The sequence below is a fragment of the Paraburkholderia sp. BR10141 genome (assembly GCF_056155635.1).
In genome coordinates, this window is the sequence record NZ_JBMIQH010000019.1 from 24,554 (window position 1) to 44,711 (window position 20,158).

The window sequence follows — 20,158 nt, forward strand, 5'->3', positions numbered from 1 at the left end:
GGGGTTCATCACGCCATTTTACGAGAATGCCCGACAGCCCCGGTCACGACCACGCGCCGCTTTCGCTTGATCCATCCGCCGCCGTTCTCCTCGAGCGCCGTTTCGATCTCGCAGACGCCGACGCCACCGACGCCTTCGGCGCACGCTTTGCGCACGCGCTCGATTCGCTGCGCGCAAAAGTTGCACAAACGAGCGCGCAAAATCGCGACGCACCGCCCTTTCACGGTCTGCACGTGCAGCTGCACGGCGACCTTGGCGCGGGCAAGACCTCGCTCGTGCGCGCCACGTTGCGCGCGCTCGGCCACACGGGCCGCGTGCGCAGCCCCACCTACACACTCGTCGAACCGTACACGGTTACAACGCCCTGTGGGGAACTCCAGCTTTATCACTTCGATCTGTACCGTTTCAGCGATCCGGCCGAATGGGCCGACTCGGGCTTCCGCGAATATTTCGCGCAAGATGCGGTGTGCCTCGTCGAATGGCCGCAACGCGCGGGCGGCCTGCTTGGCATACCCGATCTCGTGTTCTCGCTGGAGCCGGATGCAAGCGGCGAAGGCCGCGTGCTCACCGCATACGCATACAGCGCATCAGGAAAGGCATGTCTAGAAAGATGTTAATCAAACCGTTCCGCTCGATCGAATCGGCCGCCACCGCCACGCACAACTGGCGTCGCCGGCAGATTCTGAAGGCGGGCGCCTCCACGCTCGTGCTCGGTCTTGCCGTGCCGCGCCTCGCGTGGGCCACGTCGGTCGTCGGCGTGCGGGTGTGGCCCGCGCGCGACTACACCCGCGTCACGATCGAATCGGACCAGCCGCTGCAGAACACGCAGCAACTGCTGCAGGGCCCCGATCGTCTCGTCGTCGATCTCACCGGACTCGATCTCGACGACGCGCTCAAGAACCTCGTCTCCAAGATCACGCCGAACGATCCGCAGATCCAGGCCGTGCGCGTGGGCCAGTATCAGCCGCACGTGGTGCGCATGGTGTTCGACCTCAAGGGCGGTGTGAAGCCCCAGGTGTTCACGCTTGCCCCTATCGGCTCGTACAAGTACCGGCTCGTGTTCGACCTTTATCCGGCGGTCGCGCCCGACCCGCTCATGGACCTGCTCGCGCAAACCGAGCGCAAGCAGCAGCAGCTCGACGCGCACGAAGCGATGAAGGACAGCGCGCCGCCTTCCACGCCGCCCACGCTCGCGGGTCCTAATACGCCGCCCGCGCACGACAACAGCGACGCATTCTTCGAGCGTTACGCGCAGAACGACGCGGGCACCGCGCCGAGCACGCCGCGTTCCGCGCCCCCCGTGGTTGCGCCGCGTGCGCCGAAGCCTGCTGCGCCGAAGCCGCCCGTCGTCGCCCAGCGCAACAGCGACGACGACAATGCCAGCGCCGACGACAACTACGGCTTCACCGCGCCGAAGTCCACCAGGGGCGGCACCACGCGCCTGTTGACGGTCGCGATCGATCCGGGCCACGGCGGCGAGGACCCGGGCGCGATCGGCAGTGCGGGCACCTACGAGAAGCACGTCGCGCTCGACATCGCGAAGAAGCTGCGCGCGAAGATCGACGCCCAGCCCAACATGCGCGCGATGATGACGCGCGACGCCGACTTCTTCGTGCCGCTGAACGTGCGCGTGCAGAAGGCGCGCCGCGTGGGCGCGGACCTGTTCGTGTCGATTCACGCCGACGCGTTCACGACGCCGGAGGCACGCGGCTCGTCAGTGTTCGCGCTGTCGGAGCACGGCGCGACGAGCGCCGCGGCGCGCTGGATGGCGAACAAGGAGAACTCGTCGGACCAGATCGGCGGCATCAGCGTGCAGACGGCCGACGCCGCGGTGAACCGTGCGCTCTTCGACATGTCCACGACGGCGCAGATCCGCGACTCGCTGCGTTACGGCGGCTTCGTGCTCAACGAGGTCGGCGAGATCAACAAGCTGCACAAAGGCTCGGTCGAGCAGGCGGGCTTCGCGGTGCTCAAGGCACCCGACATTCCGTCGATCCTCGTGGAAACGGCTTTCATCAGCAATCCCGAAGAAGAGACCAGGCTCAACGACGACGCCTATCGCGACAAGATGGCGAACGCGATTCTCAAGGGCATCAGGCGCTATTTCGCGGCCAATCCGCCGCTTGCGAAGAGCCGTATGACCTGAGCGCCGCGTGAGGCATCTGGCGGCTTCAGCAGCGCCGCGCAAGCCTTCGGGCTCGCGCGGCGTTTTTCATTTGAAGCAGGATGGTTACGAGCGCACGGCCCCGAGGCGCTGCTTGACCCAGCCCCCGAACACGTTGACGGCGAGGCCGCCCATCACGAGCACGGCGCCGCCGATCTCGGCCGCGGTCAACTGCTCGCCGAGCAGCAGCGACGCCGAGGCGAGGCCGACAATCGGCACGAGCAGCGAGAACGGCGCCACCTGGCTGGCGGGATACTTCGAGAGCAGGCGACTCCAGAGGCTATAGCCGATGAGCGTCGCCACGAACGCGAGATAAAAGATCGCGCCCACCGACGTCATGCCGATGCCCGAGAGCGCGGCCACAATGCGCTGCGGACCTTCCATCCAGTACGAGAGCACGAGAAACGGCAGTGGCGGCACGAGACTCGCCCACACCACGAGGCCGACGAGATCCACCTTGCCCACCTTCTTCGTGACGATATTGCCGAGCGCCCACATGCAGGCCGCACACAGCGTGAGCACGAAGCCGGCGATGGTCATCCCCTGAGCGCCACCGCCCATCGACTGCAAGCCGATCAGTGCGAGCCCGCCTGCCGCGATCAACAAGCCGATGACGTTCTGCGCGTGAAAGCGCTCACGCAGAAACACCGCCGCAAAACCGAGCGTGAAGAACGCCTGCGCCTGCAGCACGACCGAAGCGAGACCCGCGGGCATGCCCACGTACATGGCCGTGAAGAGGAACGCGAACTGGCCGAGCGAGATGGTCGCGCCGTAGGCCAGCAGCCAGCGCAGCGGCAATTGCGGAGGCTTCACGAACAGCACCGCGGGAAAAGCCGCCAGCATGAAACGCAGCGCGCCGAGCAGGAGCGGCGGCACGCCGTGCAGCCCCACCTTGATCACGACGAAGTTCACGCCCCACGCGAGCACCACCACCAGCGCGAGCAACAAGTCCTTCGGCGACATCCCTTTCCCCCCTTTTTTGCGTCATGCCTGTTCTTCGAAGCGGCGATCTTACCGCCTCGCGCCACTTGGTGACGCCCCGCGCCGTGCCTCCAGCGCCGGGCCGTTGCCTTGGCCGCACGCCGGGAAAGCCGGCGTTAGAATGAGCGCCAGCCTCGCGCGCGGCGTGCCCGCGCGCCGACTTCGACGATAACCCGCGCCGTACGACTCATCCAGGAAGCATCATGTCCTCATCGATCAAAGCGGTTCTCAAGCCTCATCAACGCGACATCGGCAATCTCTATGTGCGGCGCGTGCTGCCCGCGCTCGCCGCTCGCCTCGTCGGTCCGTTCATCTTCTTCGACCACATGGGCCCCGCCACGCTCGCGCCAGGCTCGGGCGTGGATGTGCGCCCGCACCCGCATATCGGGCTCGCAACGGTCACGTATCTCTTCGACGGCGCGCTGATGCATCGGGACAGCATCGGGTCCAGCCAGAAGATCGTGCCCGGCGACGTGAACTGGATGACGGCCGGGCGCGGCATCGTCCACTCGGAGCGCACGCCCGACGAGGACCGCGCCACCGGCCTCACCATGCACGGCATCCAGACCTGGGTGGCGCTGCCGCTCGATCATGAAGACACCGAACCGTCGTTCTTCCATCACACCGCCGCCACGCTGCCCGAAATCGAGCGCAACGGCGTCACGATGCGCGTGATCGCGGGCACGGCGTTCGGCGCGACCTCGCCGGTCGAGACCTTTTCCGGCACGCTCTACGTCGCCGCAGATTTCGCGCCGGGCAGCGCATTCGCGCTCGACGCGGAGCACGAAGAGCGCGGCGTCTATCTCGTGGAAGGCGACCTCGCGATCGACGGCACCCCGCTCGAACAGCACACCATGGCCGTGCTGGTGCCGGGCGAAACCGCCACCCTCTCGAGCGCGAACGGGGCACGCGTGATGCTGCTCGGCGGGGAAAAGCTCGAAGGCGAGCGCTTCATCGAATGGAACTTCGTGGCAAGCTCGCGCGAAAAGATCGAAGCCGCGAAGGAGGCCTGGACGCGCCAGGAAATGGGGCATGTTCCCGGCGAAACGGAATGGATTCCGCTGCCGGAAAAGAAGCCGCGCTAAAGGCTAACGGCTCGCCGCTTTCGGAGGATGATTGAAACCAGGGCGTTTCGTCCCCAACTAGCGACATAACGGTTATCTCAACGAGGACGCAATGGACACCACTCTCGCCACTTTCGAAAAAGACGTGATCGAAGCGTCGGCGCTAGCGCCGGTGCTGGTCGACTTCTGGGCGCCCTGGTGCGGCCCTTGCAAGAGCCTCGGCCCGATGCTCGAAAAGCTCGAGGCCGAGTACGCGGGCAAATGGAAGCTCGTGAAGGTGAACGTCGACGAGAATCAGGAACTCGCCGCGCACTTCGGCGTGCGCAGCATTCCGCACGTCGTGGCGTTCGCGGACCGTCAGGCGGTCGATCAGTTCGTGGGCGTGCTGCCCGAAGGCCAGCTGCGCCAGTTCCTCGACGGGCTGATCCCCGACGGCGCCGACGCTGCGCGCCGCGCCGCGCAGGAAGCGCTGGCCGAGGGCCGCCGCGACGAAGCCTATGAAGCGCTACAGGCCGCGCTCGCGTTCGATCCGGGCAACGACGAAGTGCGCATGGACCTGATCGAGATGCTGCTCGCCGACAACCGCGCCGACGACGCACAAAAGGAAGTCGAGCTGCTCTCGCCCAAGACCACGCAGGGCATCGACGCGCGCTTTAACGCGCTCAAGACGCGCCTCGACGCGCTCGACGCCGCCGCCGACCTGCCGCCCACCGATGCGCTCGAAGCCCAGGTCGCCGCCAACCCCGGCGACCTCGAAGCGCGCTTCGATCTGGCGAACGCGCTGATCGCGCGCCGCAAATACGCGGGGGCGCTCGAGCATCTGCTGGAGATCGTCAAGCGCGACCGCGCCTTCCGCGACGACGTGGGCCGCAAGACCATGCTTTCCGTGTTCGATCTCGCGGCGCATCAGCCGCAGCTCGTGAGCGAGTGGCGGCGCAGGCTCAGTGCAACGCTGAACTGATATCGAGCGGCCGAGGACGCCGCGGGCGTCCTCGCCTTGCGTTCAGTCGGCTACGCCTGCTGAACCCGACCGTACTGGTCGTCGAAGCGCACGATGTCGTCCTCACCGAGATAACAGCCCGACTGCACCTCGATGATCTCGAGCGCGGTCTTGCCCGGATTCTCGAGCCGGTGCGTCATGCCAAGCGGGATATAGGTCGATTCGTTTTCGGAAAGCAGGAGCACCTCCTCGCCACGCGTCACGCGCGCCGTCCCGCGCACCACGGTCCAGTGCTCCGCGCGGTGGTGATGCATCTGCAACGAAAGCCGGCCGCCCGGCTTGACAACGATGCGCTTGACCTGAAAGCGCTCGCCCTGATCGACCGAGTCGTACCAGCCCCACGGGCGCTCCACGCGCCGGTGCTGCCGCGCCACCTCACTGTGTTGCGCCTTGAGCCGCGTGACCACCGCCTTGACGTCCTGAACGCGGTCCTTCGCGACGACGAGCACGGCGTCCGCCGTCTCGACCACCACCATGCCCCGCACGCCCACGCAGGCAACGAGTCGCCCGTCCGAATGCACGAAGGTATCCGTCGCATCCTCGAACAGCACGCGCCCGCGCGCGACGTTGCCCTTCTCGTCCTTCTCCGAGACTTGCCACAGGGCATCCCACGCGCCGACGTCCGACCAGCCCGAACGAAGCGGTACGACCACGCCCGCGAGCCGCGCGTTCACGCCGACCGACTCCATCACCGCGTAGTCGATCGAATCGGACGGACAGGCAGCGAGTGCATCGCGGTTCAAGTGGACGGTGCCGTCAGCGTCGACGGAGGCATTTTCGAAGGCCGCCGCGCACTGCGCCGCGATGAGCGGCCGGCTGTGCGCGATCGCCGAGAGCCAGACCGATGCGCGCACAACGAAAATCCCACTGTTCCAAAGATAGTTCCCCGAAGCAACATAGCTCACAGCGCGCTCGGCGTCCGGCTTCTCGACAAAATGCTCGATGCTGCGCGCGCCGCTGCTGCCGAGCGGCAAACCCGCGCCGATGTAGCCGTAGCCCGTTTCGGCGCGCTGCGGCGGCACGCCAAGTGTGACGATGGCGCCGCGCGCCGCGTGTGCCACGGCTTCTTCGAGCGCGGCAGCAAACGCGGCGCCATCGGCGATCAGATGATCAGCGGGCATGGCAACGAGCACGGGGTCGCCGTCGCGGCTCGCGGCGAGTGCTACCGCCGTCAGCGCGGGCGCCGTGTTGCGCGCGAGCGGTTCGAGCACGAAGCGAGCGGCCAAGCCGCTGCGACCAAGACGGTCAGCGGTCAGATGGCGCAAGTCCTCGCTGCTCACGACGAATGGCGCAGCTTTGCGAACCGCTGTGTGCGCTTCAGGCAGCGGGGCGCCGGCGTGCAGGAACATGCCGTCGAGGCGCCGTACAGTCGCCTCGAGCAGCGACTCGCCATCGAGCAGATCGATCAGTTGCTTGGGACAGTGTTCGCGCGAAAGCGGCCATAACCGCGTGCCGGAACCGCCCGCCAGCACGACGGGCTGAACGACGAGTTCAGCGTCACCTTCGCTGATCGCGGCTATCAGGCTGGCAGATGTCACATCGTTGTTCATTTGTGTCACTCCCCCGAAGTCATGCACCGAGTCTCGTTATTGGTTGGCGTACGGGTGACATTTGAACAATACGTATCGCGCGAATCTGTACGCGCAGCCACATTGAGCGCTCAGTGCGCCAGGAATTTTTTCCTTGCAGCGCAGGTCTGGTCATCGCGCAGTCATCGCGCAGTCATCGTTATGTGCGGCAACGCACGAAGCGCGAAGATGGCCGCGCAAGGTGATGTTTCACATCCGAACGTTTTTGCGACAGTGTCGGTAGCCCCCCAACAGAAGTGGATCAACACCGCAGCGCAACAAAGGCAGGCGCACAACGCGTTCGCGGCGATGGCCCGACGATGTTTCAGCGAGGACTCATTTCCGCGCATCCGTCTGACGAGCGAAAGTCGCTATATAAATCAAGGCGTTGGCAACAACAAACTCTAGCGACTTCGCAAACGGCGCCGCGCTGGCGCAGTACAGAACTGAAACAATAATGCGGCTTTGCGTCGCCCCGGAAATAGCTGGCGCAACGCCAGGCCGCAAGCGTCCTCACTTTCGCGGCTGCTGGCACAACCCCTGCTAAGTAGAGTTCACCGCACTGGCGTAGATGCCGACAAACGAGATCGCAAAACGCTAGTGGGGCTTATGGGGCCGGCGCAACGAACGTATAGCCGAACGGGTAGCGGCGATAACAAAAAATTCGGCAGCCGGAAGCAGAAAAAACAGGAGGCGGCACACGCCGCTTTACGCGAGGACCGATCATGTTGACCCTTCAATCCGATTTGCACGGCAATCATCTGCTTGGCGCACTTCCGTCAAACGAGTGGCAGGCGTTGGCGCCGCATCTTGAACTCGTTCAACTGCGCACTGAACAGCTGCTCTGCGATTGCGGCCAGCGTATTCATCATGTGTACTTTCCGACGACTGCCGTCATCTCGATGCTCACGACAATGGAAGACGGCAGTTCCGTCGAAATTGCAGCGGTGGGCCGGGAAGGCATGACCGGCGTGCCTGTGCTGACCGGCGGCGAAACGATGCCGAACCGCGTGCAGGTGCAAAGTTCGGGCTTCGCGTACCGCATCAGCGCACAGGCGCTCAAGCAGCAGTTTGCGCGCTCGGACCTCCTGCGTCGCGTTACGCTGCTTTACATGCACGCGCTGCTCACGCAGGTCGCACAGACGGCCGCCTGCAACCGCCACCACTCGCTGAGCAAGCAGCTGTGCCGGTGGCTGCTGATCGAAGTGGATCGCGTCGACTCCAACGATCTGAGCGTGACGCAGCAACTGATCGCCGACATGCTCGGCGTGCGCCGCGAAGGCGTCACGGAAGCAGCCGGCAAGCTGCATGACGAAGGTCTGATCCATCACAGCCGCGGCAAGATCCGCGTACTCGATCGCAAGCGCCTCGAAGCGCGCGCATGCGAGTGCTACGGTCTCGTGCGCCGCGAGTTCGATCGTCTGCTGCCGCGCCTGCACGAAGCGGAAGCGGTCGAATAAGGCGGCCGACGCGCGCGGTTCGTTCGCTTTCCACCTCGATACGAAAGCGTGCCTAAAAGGCACGCTTTCTTGCGTTCCAGGCGCTCGCCTTCAACGCCCGCTGGCTTGATGCGCCAACGCTCGCAGCACGTACGAAGCCGCCGCGAAACCAAAACTCGCCGTCACGCACACGCTCGAGCCGAAGCCCGCGCAGTTCAGCCCCACCGGACCGTGATGCCCCGGCGATGTGGTGACGTGCTCGGCCTCGGCGTCGATATCGCACACAGCCGCCTCGGGATAGATGAGCGGCTCGTCCGAATACACCGCGCTCACCTTGAATTTCGCCTTCGGCCCCCGCGGAAAGCCGTGCTGCTTGCGCAACTGGCCGCGCACCTTGGAGAGCAGCGGGTCCTGGATCGTGAGCGCGAGGTCGTCGATGCGAATCCGCGTGGGGTCGAGCTGCCCGCCCGCGCCGCCCACCGTAATGAGCGGCACGCGGTGCTCCACGCACCAGGCGATCAACGCGGTCTTGGTGCGCACGCTGTCGATGGCGTCGATCACGTAGTCGAAGCCGCCGCCCAGCAACGCATCGAAGTTCGACGGCTCGACGAAATCTTCGACGAGGCGCACGTCGCAGGCCGGGTCGATGAGCTTGATGCGCTCGGCCATGGCCTCGACCTTGGGCTTGCCGTAGTTGCCGTCGAGCGCGTGGATCTGGCGGTTGGTGTTGCTCTCGGCCACGTTGTCGAGGTCGATCAGCGTGAGCGTGCCGATCGCGCTGCGCGCGAGCGCCTCGGCGGCCCACGAGCCCACGCCGCCAATGCCGATCACGGCAACGTGGGCGCGCTCGAACGCTTCGAGCGCGGGTGCGCCATAAAGCCGCGCGATTCCGCCGAATCGGCGGGCGCGGTCGGCAACATCGTCGGCGGGGCTCGGGGTAAGATCGACAGAGCCGGTGGCAGGGGAAATCGGGGTACTGGACATGACGGTAGCAATCGTAAGCGGACCGGTCGCACGCTGCTGTCGCGGTCCTCGCAAGACCCGTATTTTGCCTGATCGCGCCGAATGAGGCCGGGAGGCCCCAGCCGCGCACCCCTGGCCGGGCCCCTGCTTCCTGTCTCTTCGATATACTTGTCCGCATTGAAGCGTCTGCCTAAAAGATGACCTCCCTCGCCGATCTCCGCAAGACCTACTCGCTCGGCTCGCTCGACGCCGCCGACGTCGATCCCGATCCGATCCGCCAGTTCCAGACCTGGTTCGCCCAGGCGCTCGACGCGAAGCTGCCCGAGCCCAACGCCATGACGGTCGCCACGGTCGACGCACAAGGCCGCCCCGCCGCGCGCATCCTGCTCATCAAGGGCGTGGACGAGCGCGGCTTCGTATTCTTCACGAACTACGAGAGCCGCAAGGGCCGCGAGTTGAGCGCGAATCCGCATGCGGCGCTGCTCTTTCACTGGATCGAGCTGGAGCGCCAGGTCCGCATCGAGGGCAAGGTCGAACTCACGAGCGCAGAGGAAAGCGACGCCTACTTCAACTCGCGCCCGCTCGGCTCGCGCATTGGCGCATGGGCCTCGGAGCAAAGCACGGTGATCGCGAACCGCGAGACGCTCGAAGCGCGCGAGCGCGAAATCGCCGCGCAGTATGGCGAGACGCCGCCGCGCCCGCCGCATTGGGGCGGTTACCGGCTCGTCCCGGAGGCCATCGAGTTCTGGCAAGGCCGCCCGTCGCGCCTGCACGACCGTATCCGCTACACGCGTGAGAGCGCGAATGTGGCCTGGCGCATCGAGCGTCTCGCGCCCTGAGCGCATGCGCGGCGTGACACGCTTACCGCACTTACGCCGCGCCCGTCGGGTTTTCGTCTCACCGCTTTCGTTGTATGTCGTTCAGTACTTCGCTGTCGCCGTAACGCTGTTGCCAAAAAACCTGCATCGCAATTCGCTTTTGTCGTTGGGCTTCAATCGTTCATCTGACATGGAGAGAAACGCATGTTCTGGGAGAAAAAACTCGCACAGTGGGTAGAAGAAGTGCGCAGCAAGGCCGACTTGCCCGCCCGCCTCGTGCTCTGGAGCGGCCAGCAATACGACTTCGGCCACTTCGCCGCGCCTCGGGTCACGCTCAAGGTCAATAGCGCGTCGGCGCTGCCGCTTCTTCTCACGCCGAGCCTCGACAACCTGGGCGAGGCCTACGTCAAGGGCAAGATCGACATCGAAGGCAAGCTCGCCGACATCATCAACATCAGCTATTCGCTCGCGCGCAACACCGTCACCAGCGCCAGCAAGCTCGCACGCGTGCGCCGCTATTTCACGCACTCGAAGTCCACGGACAAGCAGGCCATCCAGTACCACTACGACGTCTCGAACGAGTTCTACCAGCTCTGGCTCGATGAGAACATGGTCTATTCGTGCGCGTACTTCGAAAACGGCGACGAAGACCTCGCCACCGCCCAGCTCAAGAAAATCGACCATATCCTCACCAAGATCCAGGTGCAGGAAGGTCACACGCTGCTCGACATCGGCTGCGGATGGGGTGCGCTCGTGCTGCGCGCGGCGCAGAAGTTCGGCGCGCGCTGCGTGGGTGTAACACTCTCGCAGAACCAGTTCGATCTCGCGACGGGGCGTGTGAAGGCGGCCGGCCTCGAAGACCGTATCGAGATCCGCCTGCAGGACTATCGCGACATCCAGGGCGAATTCGACCGCATCACGAGCGTGGGCATGTTCGAGCACGTCGGGCGCAAGAATCTGCCGGGCTATTTCCGCAAGGTCCACGACCTGCTCGCCGACGACGGCGTCGCCATGAACCACGGCATCACCTCGTCGGACGCCGAATCCGGCGAAACGGCGCTGGGCGGCGGCGAGTTCATCGACCGCTACGTGTTCCCCGACGGCGAGCTGCCGCACATCGGCCTTGCGCTCCAGGCGGCGCAGCACGGCGGCCTCGAAGCGGTTGACGTGGAAAGCCTGCGCCGTCACTATGCGCACACGCTCGATTTGTGGGCGGAGAATTTCGAGGCGCGCGCCGAGGAAGCGAAACAGCTCGTCGACGACGAAAAGTTCCGCATCTGGCGCGTTTATCTGGCGGGTTGCGCGTACGCGTTCGAGCACGACGACGTGTCGATCTTCCAGATCGTCTGCCGCAAGGCCGGCCGCAGCGCGAGCACGCTGCCGTGGTCGCGCCGGTATATGTACGAGAAGCCGCTCTGACGCAGGCGGCGGCGCGGTTTGCCGCGCCGCCGGCATATCGACTGTTCCCGCAGTTGCGCGCGGCCCGGGCGGCTTCGCCCCAACGACCGCCATCACGACGCCACAGCGCGACGCCACTGCATGAACGAACGCGACGAAGGCCACGACCTGTTTGGCGACAGCACACGCGGGTCGGCCAACGACCCCAGCCCCAACGCGGCCCAGGCGGGCGCGCATCAGGCCGTCCGCCCGGCTGCGCGCCGCAACACGCCGAAAGCCGAAGCCGCCGCCGAACCGCAGCCTGACTTGTTCGGCTTCGCGGCGCCGGCGAGCGCGCCTGCGACGAAGCCTGCTACCCAGCGCCCTGCCCGCGCCACGCGCGAGAACGACGGCGAAATCGAAGCGCGCGAAGATGGCCTGCCGCGCGAACAACGGCCGAAAAAGCCGACGCCCAAACCCGACGCTCCCAAACGCCGCGGCCGCGGTGTGCTGCCCGCCGTAGCCACGCAAGACACGCTCGACGTCGCCGCCGCGCTGCCTGCGAGCGTGCGCCTTGGCACCTCGTCGTGGTCGTTTCCGGGGTGGCGCGGCATCGTCTACGGAGAGGATTACAGCCAGTCGAAGCTTGCCCGTGACGGCCTCTCGGCCTACGGCGCGCATCCGCTGCTGCGCTCGGTGAGCATCGACCGCTCGTTCTATGCGCCGCTCACCGTCACCGATTACCTGCGCTACGCGCAGCAGGTGCCGGACCACTTCCGCTTCATCGTGAAGGCGCCGGCGCTCGTCACCGACGCCAGCGTGCGCGGCGAGCGTGGCGAGCCTGTTTCCGCGAACCCGTGCTTTCTCAACGCGGAACTGGCCGCGCGCGAATTCGTCGAGCCTTGCCTTGCAGGCCTCGGCGGCAAGGCCGGCGCGCTCGTGTTCCAGTTCCCGCCGCTGCCCGATCAGCTGCTGGCCGACCCAGCGGCGTTCGTCAAGAGGCTAACCGCCTTCCTCGCCGCGCTGCCGCCGCTGCCCCAATCGTCCGATCCCGCCGCAGCCGGCGACGGTCCCTGCTACGCCATCGAGATCCGCGACGCCATCCTGCTCACGCCGCGCTTCGTGCGCACGCTGCGCGCCGCGGGCGTGCGCTACTGCGTAGGCCTGCACGCCCGCATGCCGGACCCGTTGCGCCAGGCCGCCGCGCTCGCGCTGATGGACGGCGAAACCCCGGCCGGCCCGCTGATCGTGCGCTGGAGCCTGCACAGCGGCTTCAAGTACGAGCAGGCGAAGGCGCGCTACGAGCCGTTCGACAAGCTGGTGGACGAAGACCCGCACACGCGCGTCACGCTCGCGGAACTGGCCGCGCGCTACGCGATGGCCGGCCAGCCCGTGCTGATCACGACGAACAACAAGGCGGAGGGATCGGCGCCGCTCACCTGCGCGAAGCTCGCGCGGGCGATTGCGGACGAGATGGAACGCTTGCGCGGGGAATTGGCGCCGCACGCCGCATGTGATGCGACGCCGGACGAAACGCCGCCCGGCGCGCAAACAGAAGAAGAAAAGGAAGACTGAGGCGCGCAACGGCAACGAAACCGCCGCGCGCCACTTGAAGCTTATTCAGCCTTGAGCCGGTGCGCGAACTTCTGGCGGAATTTCGCGACCTTCGGCGCCACCACGAACGAGCAATAGCCCTGGTTCGGGTGCTGCGCGAAGTAGTTCTGGTGATACGCCTCGGCGGGGAAATAGTTGCCGTCGAGCGGCAGCACCTGAGTGACGATCTTGCCGTCGTACACGCCTTCAGCGGCCAGCTCACGGATCGCCTGCTCGGCCGTCTCGCGCTGCGCCTCCGAGTGCGTGAAGATCGCCGAGCGGTACTGCGTGCCCACGTCGTTGCCCTGGCGGTTCAGCTGCGTCGGATCGTGAATCGCGAAGAAGATGTCGAGAATCTCGCGATACGCGATCTTCGCCGGATCGAAGTCCACCTTCACGACCTCGGCGTGGCCGGTGTCGCCGTCGCAGACCTGCTCGTAGCTCGGGTTCGCCACGTGACCGCCGGCGTAGCCCGACTCCACCGCGCTCACACCCTCCACGCGCAGATACACCGCCTCCAGGCACCAGAAGCATCCGCCGCCCAGGGTGGCCGTTTCGACTGTCTGACTCATGCTGTTCGCTCCTTAGATCGTGACTGCGGACGCCATTGCGGACCTCATTGCGGACACCACTGCCCGGTGCCTCGCGCGACCCGCCATCCGCCGCTTCCGCTAAAATTGTGACAATTCGCCGAATTTCCACATGACGTTGATCCCGATTTCCGCTCCCGCCGCCGCGCGCGCGGCCCGTGAAGGCCTGCACCGATGACCCGCCGCGCCAGCCCGCCCAATTTCGACGACGGCGCATTCCGCCGCGCGCTTGGCCAGTTCGCCACCGGCGTGACCGTGATCACGACGCGCGCGCCCGACGGCACGCTCATCGGCATCACGGCCAGCTCGTTCAACTCCGTCTCGCTCAATCCGCCGCTCGTGCTGTGGAGCCTCGCCACGCGCTCGGCATCCATGCCCGTGTTCCGCTCGAACAGCCATTATGTGATCAATGTGCTCGCCGCGTCGCAGCTCGACCTGTGCAAGCGCTTTGCGACGGTGAAGGGCGACCGTTTCGAGGGCGTCTCGCACGCGGCCGGCGACACCGGCATGCCCGTGCTGGACGGCGCGATCGCGTGGTTCGAGTGCCACAACCGCAGCCGCTACGACGAAGGCGACCACGTGATCTTCGTCGGGGAAGTGGAGCGCTGCGGCGTGCGCGAGGACGGCACGGACGCTTCGCCGCTCGTGTTCCACGGCGGCGCGTTCCACCAGCTCCAGTCGCTCTGATACGGCGGGGCGCGCGCCCCGTCTTTCCCGATTACGCCGACGCGCTCTTCGGCTCGCGCTGCGCGATCAGGTCCACCGGCACGCCCACTTCCACCTTGAGCGTCGTGAGCACGATGTTCGAGCGGATGTCCATCACGCCCGGCGCCTTGTACAGCTTGTTGAGCACGAAGTCCGAGTAGTGCTTGAGGTTGTGCGCGAGCACGCGCAACAGGTAGTGCGTCTCGCCCGTCACCACATACGCCCCCACCACCTCCGGCCAGTCGCGCAGCGCCGTGACGAAGCGCTCGTGCCAGCTCTCCTGGTCGTTGCGCATCGACACCTGCACGAACGCCTCCATCTCGAAGCCGAGAATCTCGCGGTTCAGGCTCGCGCGGTAGCGCTCCACCACGCCTTGCTCCTCGAGCAGCCGCAAACGGCGCAGGCACGCCGACGGCGAAAGCGAAATGCGCTCCGCCAGATCGAGATTACTGATCCGCCCCTCGTTCTGCAGCACGGCGAGAATACGGCAATCGGTAGCATCAAGCGAGATTGCGTTCATATTTGGTCTCCATTCCCGTCTTAAGCCAAATTATGTGCCACCAACGGAACTTTGCGGCGTTTTTTTGCAAGCACATTTCGCGCAGGGTTGCCTATCATTCGAAGCATCAGCCTTGCTTGGGACCGCACTGAGTGCGGCCGACAGGAGACAACGCAAACGCAAGACGCCACTGACATGACCAAGATCAAAGATATTTCGCCGCCGATTCACCCCGAAACGCCCGTCTGGCCCGGCGATACGCCCGTTGGCGTCGAGCGCGTGTGGCGCATGGAGGCGGGCTCGCCGGTCAACGTCGCGCGCGTGACGATGTCGCCACACACCGGCGCGCACACCGACGCCCCGCTGCACTACGACGCCCAAGGCGCGCCGATCGGCGAAGTGCCGCTCGACACGTATATCGGCGCGTGCCGCGTCATTCATTGCGTGGGCGCCGCGCCGCTCGTGCTGCCCGAACACGTGGAAGGCGCGTTGCCCGGCATCCCGCCGCGCGTGCTGCTGCGTACCTACGCGCACGCGCCGCAGGACCGCTGGGACAGCAAGTTTTGCGCCGTCGCGCCCGCAACGATCGATCTGCTCGCCGCGCATGGCGTGCGTCTCATCGGCATCGACACGCCTTCGCTCGACCCGCAGGAATCGAAGACGATGGACGCGCATCACCGCATCCGCGCCCATGGCATGGCGATCCTCGAAGGCGTCGTGCTCGACGACATCGCGCCCGGCGACTACGAACTCATTGCACTGCCGCTGAAGTTCGCGACGCTCGACGCCAGCCCCGTGCGCGCCGTGCTACGCGAACTGCCTTCGGCCGCCGACTGAATCCCTTGAATTAGCCAAACCAAGAAACGTAGACATGAACGACCGCAACGAAGCCCAGGCAGCCGATCGCGCCGATCCGCTCGCCACCCTGCGCGAGCAATTCACGCTCGCGGCCGGCACCATCTATCTCGACGGCAACTCGCTCGGCGTGCCGCCTTCGGCGTCGGCGGCGCGCGCGCAGGCCGTGATCGGCGGCGAATGGGGCGAAGGCCTGATCCGCAGCTGGAACACGGCGGGCTGGTTCGCCATGCCCAAGCGTCTGGGCAACAAGCTCGCGAAGCTGATCGGCGCGGCCGACGACGAAGTCGTCGTCACCGACACCATCTCCATCAACCTCTTCAAGGCGCTCTCCGCCGCGCTGCGCGTGCAGAACGCCCGCGACCCGGAGCGTCGCGTGATCGTTTCCGAGCGCTCGAACTTTCCGAGCGACCTGTACATCGCGCAAGGCCTCATCGAGCAGCTCGACCGCGGCTATGAACTGCGCCTCGTCGACGATCCCTCCGCGTTGCATGCCGCGATCCGCGAAGACGTGGCCGTCGCGATGATCACGCACGTGAACTACCGCACGGGGGAGATGCACGACATGCGCGCGCTCACCGAGCATATTCACGCGCAGGGCGCGCTCGCGCTGTGGGATCTCGCGCATTCGGCAGGCGCCGTGCCCGTGGACCTGAACGGTGCGAACGCCGACTACGCGGTGGGCTGCACGTACAAGTACCTGAATGGCGGCCCCGGTTCGCCCGGTTTCGTGTGGGTGCCCAAGCGTCATCAGGATGCGTTCTCGCAGCCGCTTTCGGGCTGGTGGGGCCACAAGTCGCCGTTCGAGATGAACCCCGTCTATCGTCCGGACAACGGCATCGGCCGCTATCTGTGCGGCACGCAGCCGATCGTTTCGATGGCGCTCGTCGAGTGCGGTCTCGACGTGTTCCTGCAAACCGACATGCAGGCGATCCGCCGCAAGTCGCTCGCGCTCACCGATCTCTTCATCGAACTGGTCGAGACGCGCTGCAAGGCATACGGCCTCACGCTCGTCACGCCGCGCGCTCATGCGGAGCGCGGCTCGCACGTGAGCTTCGAGCACCCGCGCGGCTATGAGGTGATGCAGGCGTTGATCGCGCGCGGCGTGATCGGCGACTATCGCGAGCCACGCGTGCTGCGCTTCGGCTTCACGCCGCTGTATCTGCGTTACGTCGATGTGTGGGACGCCGTGGAAACGCTGCGTGACGTGCTCGCCACCGAGTCCTGGCGCAAGCCCGAATTCGCCGAGCGCGGCGCGGTGACCTGAGGAGCGGCAGATGAACGATCACATGCAAATCCCGGGCATGCCCGACGCGGGTGAAACCACGAGTGAGACCCACAGCGCAGCACGCGGCGGCTGCCCGTTCGGACACGGCGCCGCCGCGCCCGCTTCCGCTGCGCAAGCGCCCGCGGCACAAGGCGAAGGCGAAGGCTGGCACGACGCACAGCTCGACTTCTCGAAGTCGATGAGCTACGGCGACTACCTCGCGCTCGACGCGGTGCTGGGTGCGCAGCATCCGCTCTCGCCCGACCACAACGAGATGCTGTTCATCGTGCAGCATCAGACGAGCGAGCTGTGGATGAAGCTCGCGCTCTACGAGTTGCGCGCGGCGCTCGCCAACGTGCACCGCGACGCGCTGCCGCCCGCGTTCAAGCAACTCGCGCGCGTCTCGCGGATCATGGAGCAGCTCGTGCAGGCGTGGAGCGTTCTCTCGACGCTCACGCCCTCCGAATACACGGCCATGCGGCCGTATCTCGGTGCGTCGTCGGGCTTCCAGTCGTATCAATATCGGCAGATCGAGTTCCTGCTCGGCAACAAGAACGTGCAGATGCTCAAGCCGCACGAGCATCGGGGCGAGATTTTCGAGCAGGTGAAAGCGACGCTCGAAGCACCCTCGTTCTACGACGAAGTGATTCGCCTGCTCGCGCGGCGCGGCTTTGCGATCGCGCCCGAGCGCCTGAACCGCGACTGGACCCTGCCGACCGAACACGACGCGACGGTCGAGGCGGCGTGGCTGGAGGTGTACCGTAATCCTTCGGAGTACTGGGATTTGTACGAGATGGCCGAAGAGCTCGTCGATCTCGAAGACGCGTTCCGTCAATGGCGTTTCCGCCACGTGACGACGGTCGAGCGCATCATCGGCTTCAAGCAGGGCACGGGCGGCACGAATGGCGCGCCGTATCTGCGCAAGATGCTCGATGTCGTGCTCTTTCCCGAGCTGTGGCACGTGCGCACGGTGCTGTAACGCCGAACGCGGCGCCGAAAAGCAAAAATGCCCGCCAGTCGATGGCGGGCATTTTTTTGCGCGGCAACGCGCGAGGTTTAGACCACCACGGTCTGTGCTTCGCCTTCCTTGCTTTCGCGCACCACGCCGATCTTCCACACCTGCTCGCCCGCGGCGGCCAGCAGCGAGGCAGCGGCGTCGGCTTGATCCGCCGCCACGACCACGGCCATGCCGATGCCGCAGTTGAACACGCGGTGCATTTCCGCATCGGCCACGCCGCCGTGCTTTTGCAGCCACGTGAAGAGCGGCGGCAGCGGCCATGCCGCGTGGTTCAGTTCGGCCGTGAGGCCTTCGCGCAGCACGCGCGGAATGTTCTCGACGAGGCCGCCACCGGTGATGTGCGCCATGCCCTTGACCGTGATGGTTTCCATCAGCTTGAGCAGCGGCTTCACGTAGATGCGCGTGGGCGCCATCAGCGCGTCGGCGAGCGAGCGGCCGTCGAAGTCGGCGGCGAGGTCCGGCTGCGCGCGCTCGATGATCTTGCGTACGAGCGAGAAGCCGTTCGAGTGAATGCCGCTCGAGGCGAGACCGAGCACCACGTCGCCCGGGGCGATCGTGCTGCCGTCGATGATCTTGCTCTTTTCGACCGCGCCCACCGCGAAGCCGGCGAGATCGTATTCGCCGTCGGGGTACATGCCCGGCATTTCGGCCGTTTCACCGCCGATCAGCGCGCAGCCCGACAGCTCGCAGCCTTGCGCGATGCCCTTCACGACCGTGGCCGCCGTATCGACGTCGAGCTTGCCGCAGGCGAAGTAGTCGAGGAAGAACAGCGGCTCGGCGCCCTGCACGAGGATGTCGTTCACGCTCATCGCGACGAGATCCTGGCCGACCGTGTCGTGTTTGTTCAGATGAAACGCGAGGCGCAGCTTGGTGCCCACGCCGTCGGTGCCCGACACGAGCACGGGCTCCTTGTACCTCTTCGGTACTTCGAAGAGCGCGCCGAATCCGCCGATGCCGCCCATCACGCCTTCGCGCAGGGTCTTCTTCGCAAACGGCTTGATGCGATCGACGAGCGCGTCGCCCGCGACCATGTCGACGCCAGCGTCGGCGTAGGAGAGGCCTTGGTCCTGCGACTGTGCCTGATTAGCGGGGCCGGATTTCGGTTGATTCATGGGGAAGCGCCAGAAGGTCGGTAAAATGCGATTTTAACCGATTGACGGCGCCCCGCCGCCGCGGGTGGAGCGAGATTTGGAACGCGCCTCGCCTGTGCCCCACAACCGGAAACCGAGTTTTGCCGCACAACACACCGTATTACGCACCGTACCAGCGTCGGGCCGTTATCGGGACCGGGATCGCGCTCGCCTTCGGCATCGTGCTGCGGCGGCCGCGGCCCAGTGACCTCCGTGGTTCTCACGAGAGCACGCTTTACTAGAACCGACTCCGTCCAGACACACCGTGCAGCGACAGTTAACGCTCGATCTCGGCACCCCGCCGCCATCGACCTTCGACAACTTCCATATCGGCGCCAACGCCGAGCTGGTCGCGCGCCTGCGCGGTCTGGACGCGGCGCTCATGGCGGGCCCGATCGCCGATCGCACGTTCTATGTCTGGGGCGAGCCCGGCAACGGACGCAGCCACCTACTGCACGCACTCGCCGACGAAGCGCCGCCGGGCCATGTGCGGTATCTGGGCCCGCAAAGCGCGCTGGCGGCGTTCACGTTCGATCCGCGCGTGACGATCTATGCGGTGGACGACTGCGATTCGCTCTCGGGCGCGCAGCAGATCGCGCTCTTCAACCTGTTCAACGAGGTGCGCTCTTACCCCGCCTGCGCGCTCGTGGCGACGGGCAACGCGCCGCCCATGGGTCTCGCCGTGCGCGAGGACCTGCGCACGCGCCTCGGCTGGGGCCTCGTGTTCCACCTTGCGCCGCTCTCCGACGAAGGCAAGGCGGCCATCCTCAAGCTCGCGGCGCGCGAGCGCGGCATTGCGCTCGCCGACGACGTGCCCGCCTACCTGCTCACGCATTTCCGGCGCGACATGCCGAGCCTGATGGGCTTGCTCGACGCGCTCGACCGCTTTTCACTCGAACAGAAGCGCGCGGTCACGCTGCCGCTGTTGCGCGCGATGCTCGCGAAGGGCGTGGGCGATCTGGTGAGCGTCGCGAGCGCATTGCCGACGGACGAAGAATTGTCCGCCGAAGAGCCGGCAGAAACGGACGACGCGAGTGACGCGCGCGAAGATGAGCCCAGCGGCAACGCGGTGGCCCCCACGCCATCCGCAGAAGGCGAGGAGCCGTCGCTCTTCCCCAGCGAGCCGG

General features: G+C 66.0%; 18 protein-coding genes and 1 pseudogene. 13 read left to right on the plus strand and 6 right to left on the minus strand.

Annotation, left to right across the window (positions count from 1 at the left end; all coding sequences use genetic code 11):
* Positions 1-26 precede the first annotated feature (26 nt).
* Both tsaE and ACOJB8_RS24425 read left to right on the plus strand, forming a co-directional pair.
* Positions 27-617 carry a tRNA (adenosine(37)-N6)-threonylcarbamoyltransferase complex ATPase subunit type 1 TsaE gene (gene tsaE, locus ACOJB8_RS24420; RefSeq protein WP_342947713.1) on the plus strand — a complete coding sequence of 197 codons (591 nt, stop codon included), beginning with the start codon at positions 27-29 and terminating at the stop codon, positions 615-617.
* Complete coding sequence (locus ACOJB8_RS24425) at positions 599-2,146, plus strand: N-acetylmuramoyl-L-alanine amidase (RefSeq protein ID WP_406953116.1); 1,548 nt, start codon at positions 599-601, stop codon at positions 2,144-2,146. Before tsaE ends, ACOJB8_RS24425 begins: the two co-directional genes overlap by 19 nt.
* Before the next feature lie 84 nt (positions 2,147-2,230).
* Here the strand turns inward: ACOJB8_RS24425 and ACOJB8_RS24430 are convergent, their stop codons facing one another.
* On the minus strand, positions 2,231-3,127 hold the full coding sequence (locus ACOJB8_RS24430; protein WP_475014765.1) for an EamA family transporter: 897 nt from the start codon (positions 3,125-3,127) through the stop codon (positions 2,231-2,233).
* Between the two features lie 221 nt (positions 3,128-3,348).
* Between ACOJB8_RS24430 and ACOJB8_RS24435 the strand changes: the two genes are divergently transcribed.
* Positions 3,349-4,230: a pirin family protein gene (locus ACOJB8_RS24435; protein ID WP_368603956.1), complete on the plus strand. Its 882-nt coding sequence runs from the start codon at positions 3,349-3,351 to the stop codon at positions 4,228-4,230.
* 91 nt (positions 4,231-4,321) lie between these two features.
* Positions 4,322-5,170, plus strand: a complete 849-nt coding sequence (gene trxA / locus ACOJB8_RS24440; protein ID WP_342947709.1) for a thioredoxin — start codon at positions 4,322-4,324, stop codon at positions 5,168-5,170.
* Positions 5,171-5,220: 50 nt separating this feature from the next.
* On the opposite strand, the gene ACOJB8_RS24445 is transcribed toward trxA, so the two are convergent.
* A complete protein-coding gene (locus ACOJB8_RS24445; RefSeq protein ID WP_475014767.1) occupies positions 5,221-6,759 on the minus strand; it encodes a mannose-1-phosphate guanylyltransferase/mannose-6-phosphate isomerase in 1,539 nt (512 codons plus the stop codon).
* A 743-nt stretch (positions 6,760-7,502) separates the two neighbouring features.
* Here ACOJB8_RS24445 and ACOJB8_RS24450 point away from each other — a divergent pair.
* A complete protein-coding gene (locus tag ACOJB8_RS24450; RefSeq protein WP_069267766.1) occupies positions 7,503-8,237 on the plus strand; it encodes a Crp/Fnr family transcriptional regulator in 735 nt (244 codons plus the stop codon).
* Between the two features lie 90 nt (positions 8,238-8,327).
* On the opposite strand, the gene tcdA is transcribed toward ACOJB8_RS24450, so the two are convergent.
* Positions 8,328-9,200: a tRNA cyclic N6-threonylcarbamoyladenosine(37) synthase TcdA gene (tcdA, locus tag ACOJB8_RS24455; RefSeq protein WP_475014769.1), complete on the minus strand. Its 873-nt coding sequence runs from the start codon at positions 9,198-9,200 to the stop codon at positions 8,328-8,330.
* 176 nt (positions 9,201-9,376) lie between these two features.
* On the opposite strand from tcdA, the gene pdxH reads away from it, so the two are divergent.
* From pdxH to ACOJB8_RS24470, 3 genes are all read left to right on the plus strand, one after another.
* Complete coding sequence (gene pdxH, locus ACOJB8_RS24460; RefSeq protein ID WP_475014771.1) at positions 9,377-10,018, plus strand: pyridoxamine 5'-phosphate oxidase; 642 nt, start codon at positions 9,377-9,379, stop codon at positions 10,016-10,018.
* 183 nt (positions 10,019-10,201) lie between these two features.
* Positions 10,202-11,416 carry a class I SAM-dependent methyltransferase gene (locus tag ACOJB8_RS24465; protein WP_475014773.1) on the plus strand — a complete coding sequence of 405 codons (1,215 nt, stop codon included), beginning with the start codon at positions 10,202-10,204 and terminating at the stop codon, positions 11,414-11,416.
* Between the two features lie 120 nt (positions 11,417-11,536).
* Positions 11,537-12,949 (plus strand): DUF72 domain-containing protein, encoded by a 1,413-nt coding sequence (locus ACOJB8_RS24470; protein ID WP_475014775.1) that lies wholly within the window; start codon positions 11,537-11,539, stop codon positions 12,947-12,949.
* 41 nt (positions 12,950-12,990) lie between these two features.
* Here ACOJB8_RS24470 and msrA read toward each other — a convergent pair whose 3' ends face one another.
* Entirely contained in the window at positions 12,991-13,539 is a 549-nt protein-coding gene (gene msrA / locus ACOJB8_RS24475) for a peptide-methionine (S)-S-oxide reductase MsrA (RefSeq protein WP_069267770.1), read from the minus strand.
* A 192-nt stretch (positions 13,540-13,731) separates the two neighbouring features.
* Between msrA and ACOJB8_RS24480 the strand changes: the two genes are divergently transcribed.
* Complete coding sequence (locus ACOJB8_RS24480) at positions 13,732-14,244, plus strand: flavin reductase family protein (RefSeq protein WP_069267771.1); 513 nt, start codon at positions 13,732-13,734, stop codon at positions 14,242-14,244.
* A 31-nt stretch (positions 14,245-14,275) separates the two neighbouring features.
* On the opposite strand, the gene ACOJB8_RS24485 is transcribed toward ACOJB8_RS24480, so the two are convergent.
* Positions 14,276-14,782: an Lrp/AsnC family transcriptional regulator gene (locus tag ACOJB8_RS24485; protein ID WP_069267772.1), complete on the minus strand. Its 507-nt coding sequence runs from the start codon at positions 14,780-14,782 to the stop codon at positions 14,276-14,278.
* A 174-nt stretch (positions 14,783-14,956) separates the two neighbouring features.
* Here ACOJB8_RS24485 and kynB point away from each other — a divergent pair, with 174 nt between their 5' ends.
* From kynB to kynA, 3 genes are read left to right on the plus strand one after another with little or no spacing between them, the layout of a single operon-like run.
* Positions 14,957-15,598, plus strand: coding sequence for an arylformamidase (gene kynB / locus ACOJB8_RS24490; protein WP_475014778.1), 642 nt, complete (start codon positions 14,957-14,959; stop codon positions 15,596-15,598).
* A gap of 34 nt (positions 15,599-15,632) precedes the next feature.
* The gene (kynU, locus tag ACOJB8_RS24495; RefSeq protein WP_475014780.1) at positions 15,633-16,883 is read left to right on the plus strand and encodes a kynureninase; all 1,251 of its coding nucleotides are present in this window, start codon (positions 15,633-15,635) and stop codon (positions 16,881-16,883) included.
* A 10-nt stretch (positions 16,884-16,893) separates the two neighbouring features.
* Positions 16,894-17,862 (plus strand): tryptophan 2,3-dioxygenase, encoded by a 969-nt coding sequence (kynA, locus tag ACOJB8_RS24500; RefSeq protein WP_368683766.1) that lies wholly within the window; start codon positions 16,894-16,896, stop codon positions 17,860-17,862.
* Positions 17,863-17,939: 77 nt separating this feature from the next.
* On the opposite strand, the gene purM is transcribed toward kynA, so the two are convergent.
* Positions 17,940-19,013, minus strand: coding sequence for a phosphoribosylformylglycinamidine cyclo-ligase (purM, locus tag ACOJB8_RS24505; protein ID WP_069267776.1), 1,074 nt, complete (start codon positions 19,011-19,013; stop codon positions 17,940-17,942).
* 283 nt (positions 19,014-19,296) lie between these two features.
* On the opposite strand from purM, the pseudogene hda reads away from it, so the two are divergent.
* Positions 19,297-19,998, plus strand: a pseudogene (gene hda, locus ACOJB8_RS24510) (DnaA regulatory inactivator Hda); the annotation flags it as partial.
* Between the last annotated feature and the right edge of the window lie 160 nt (positions 19,999-20,158).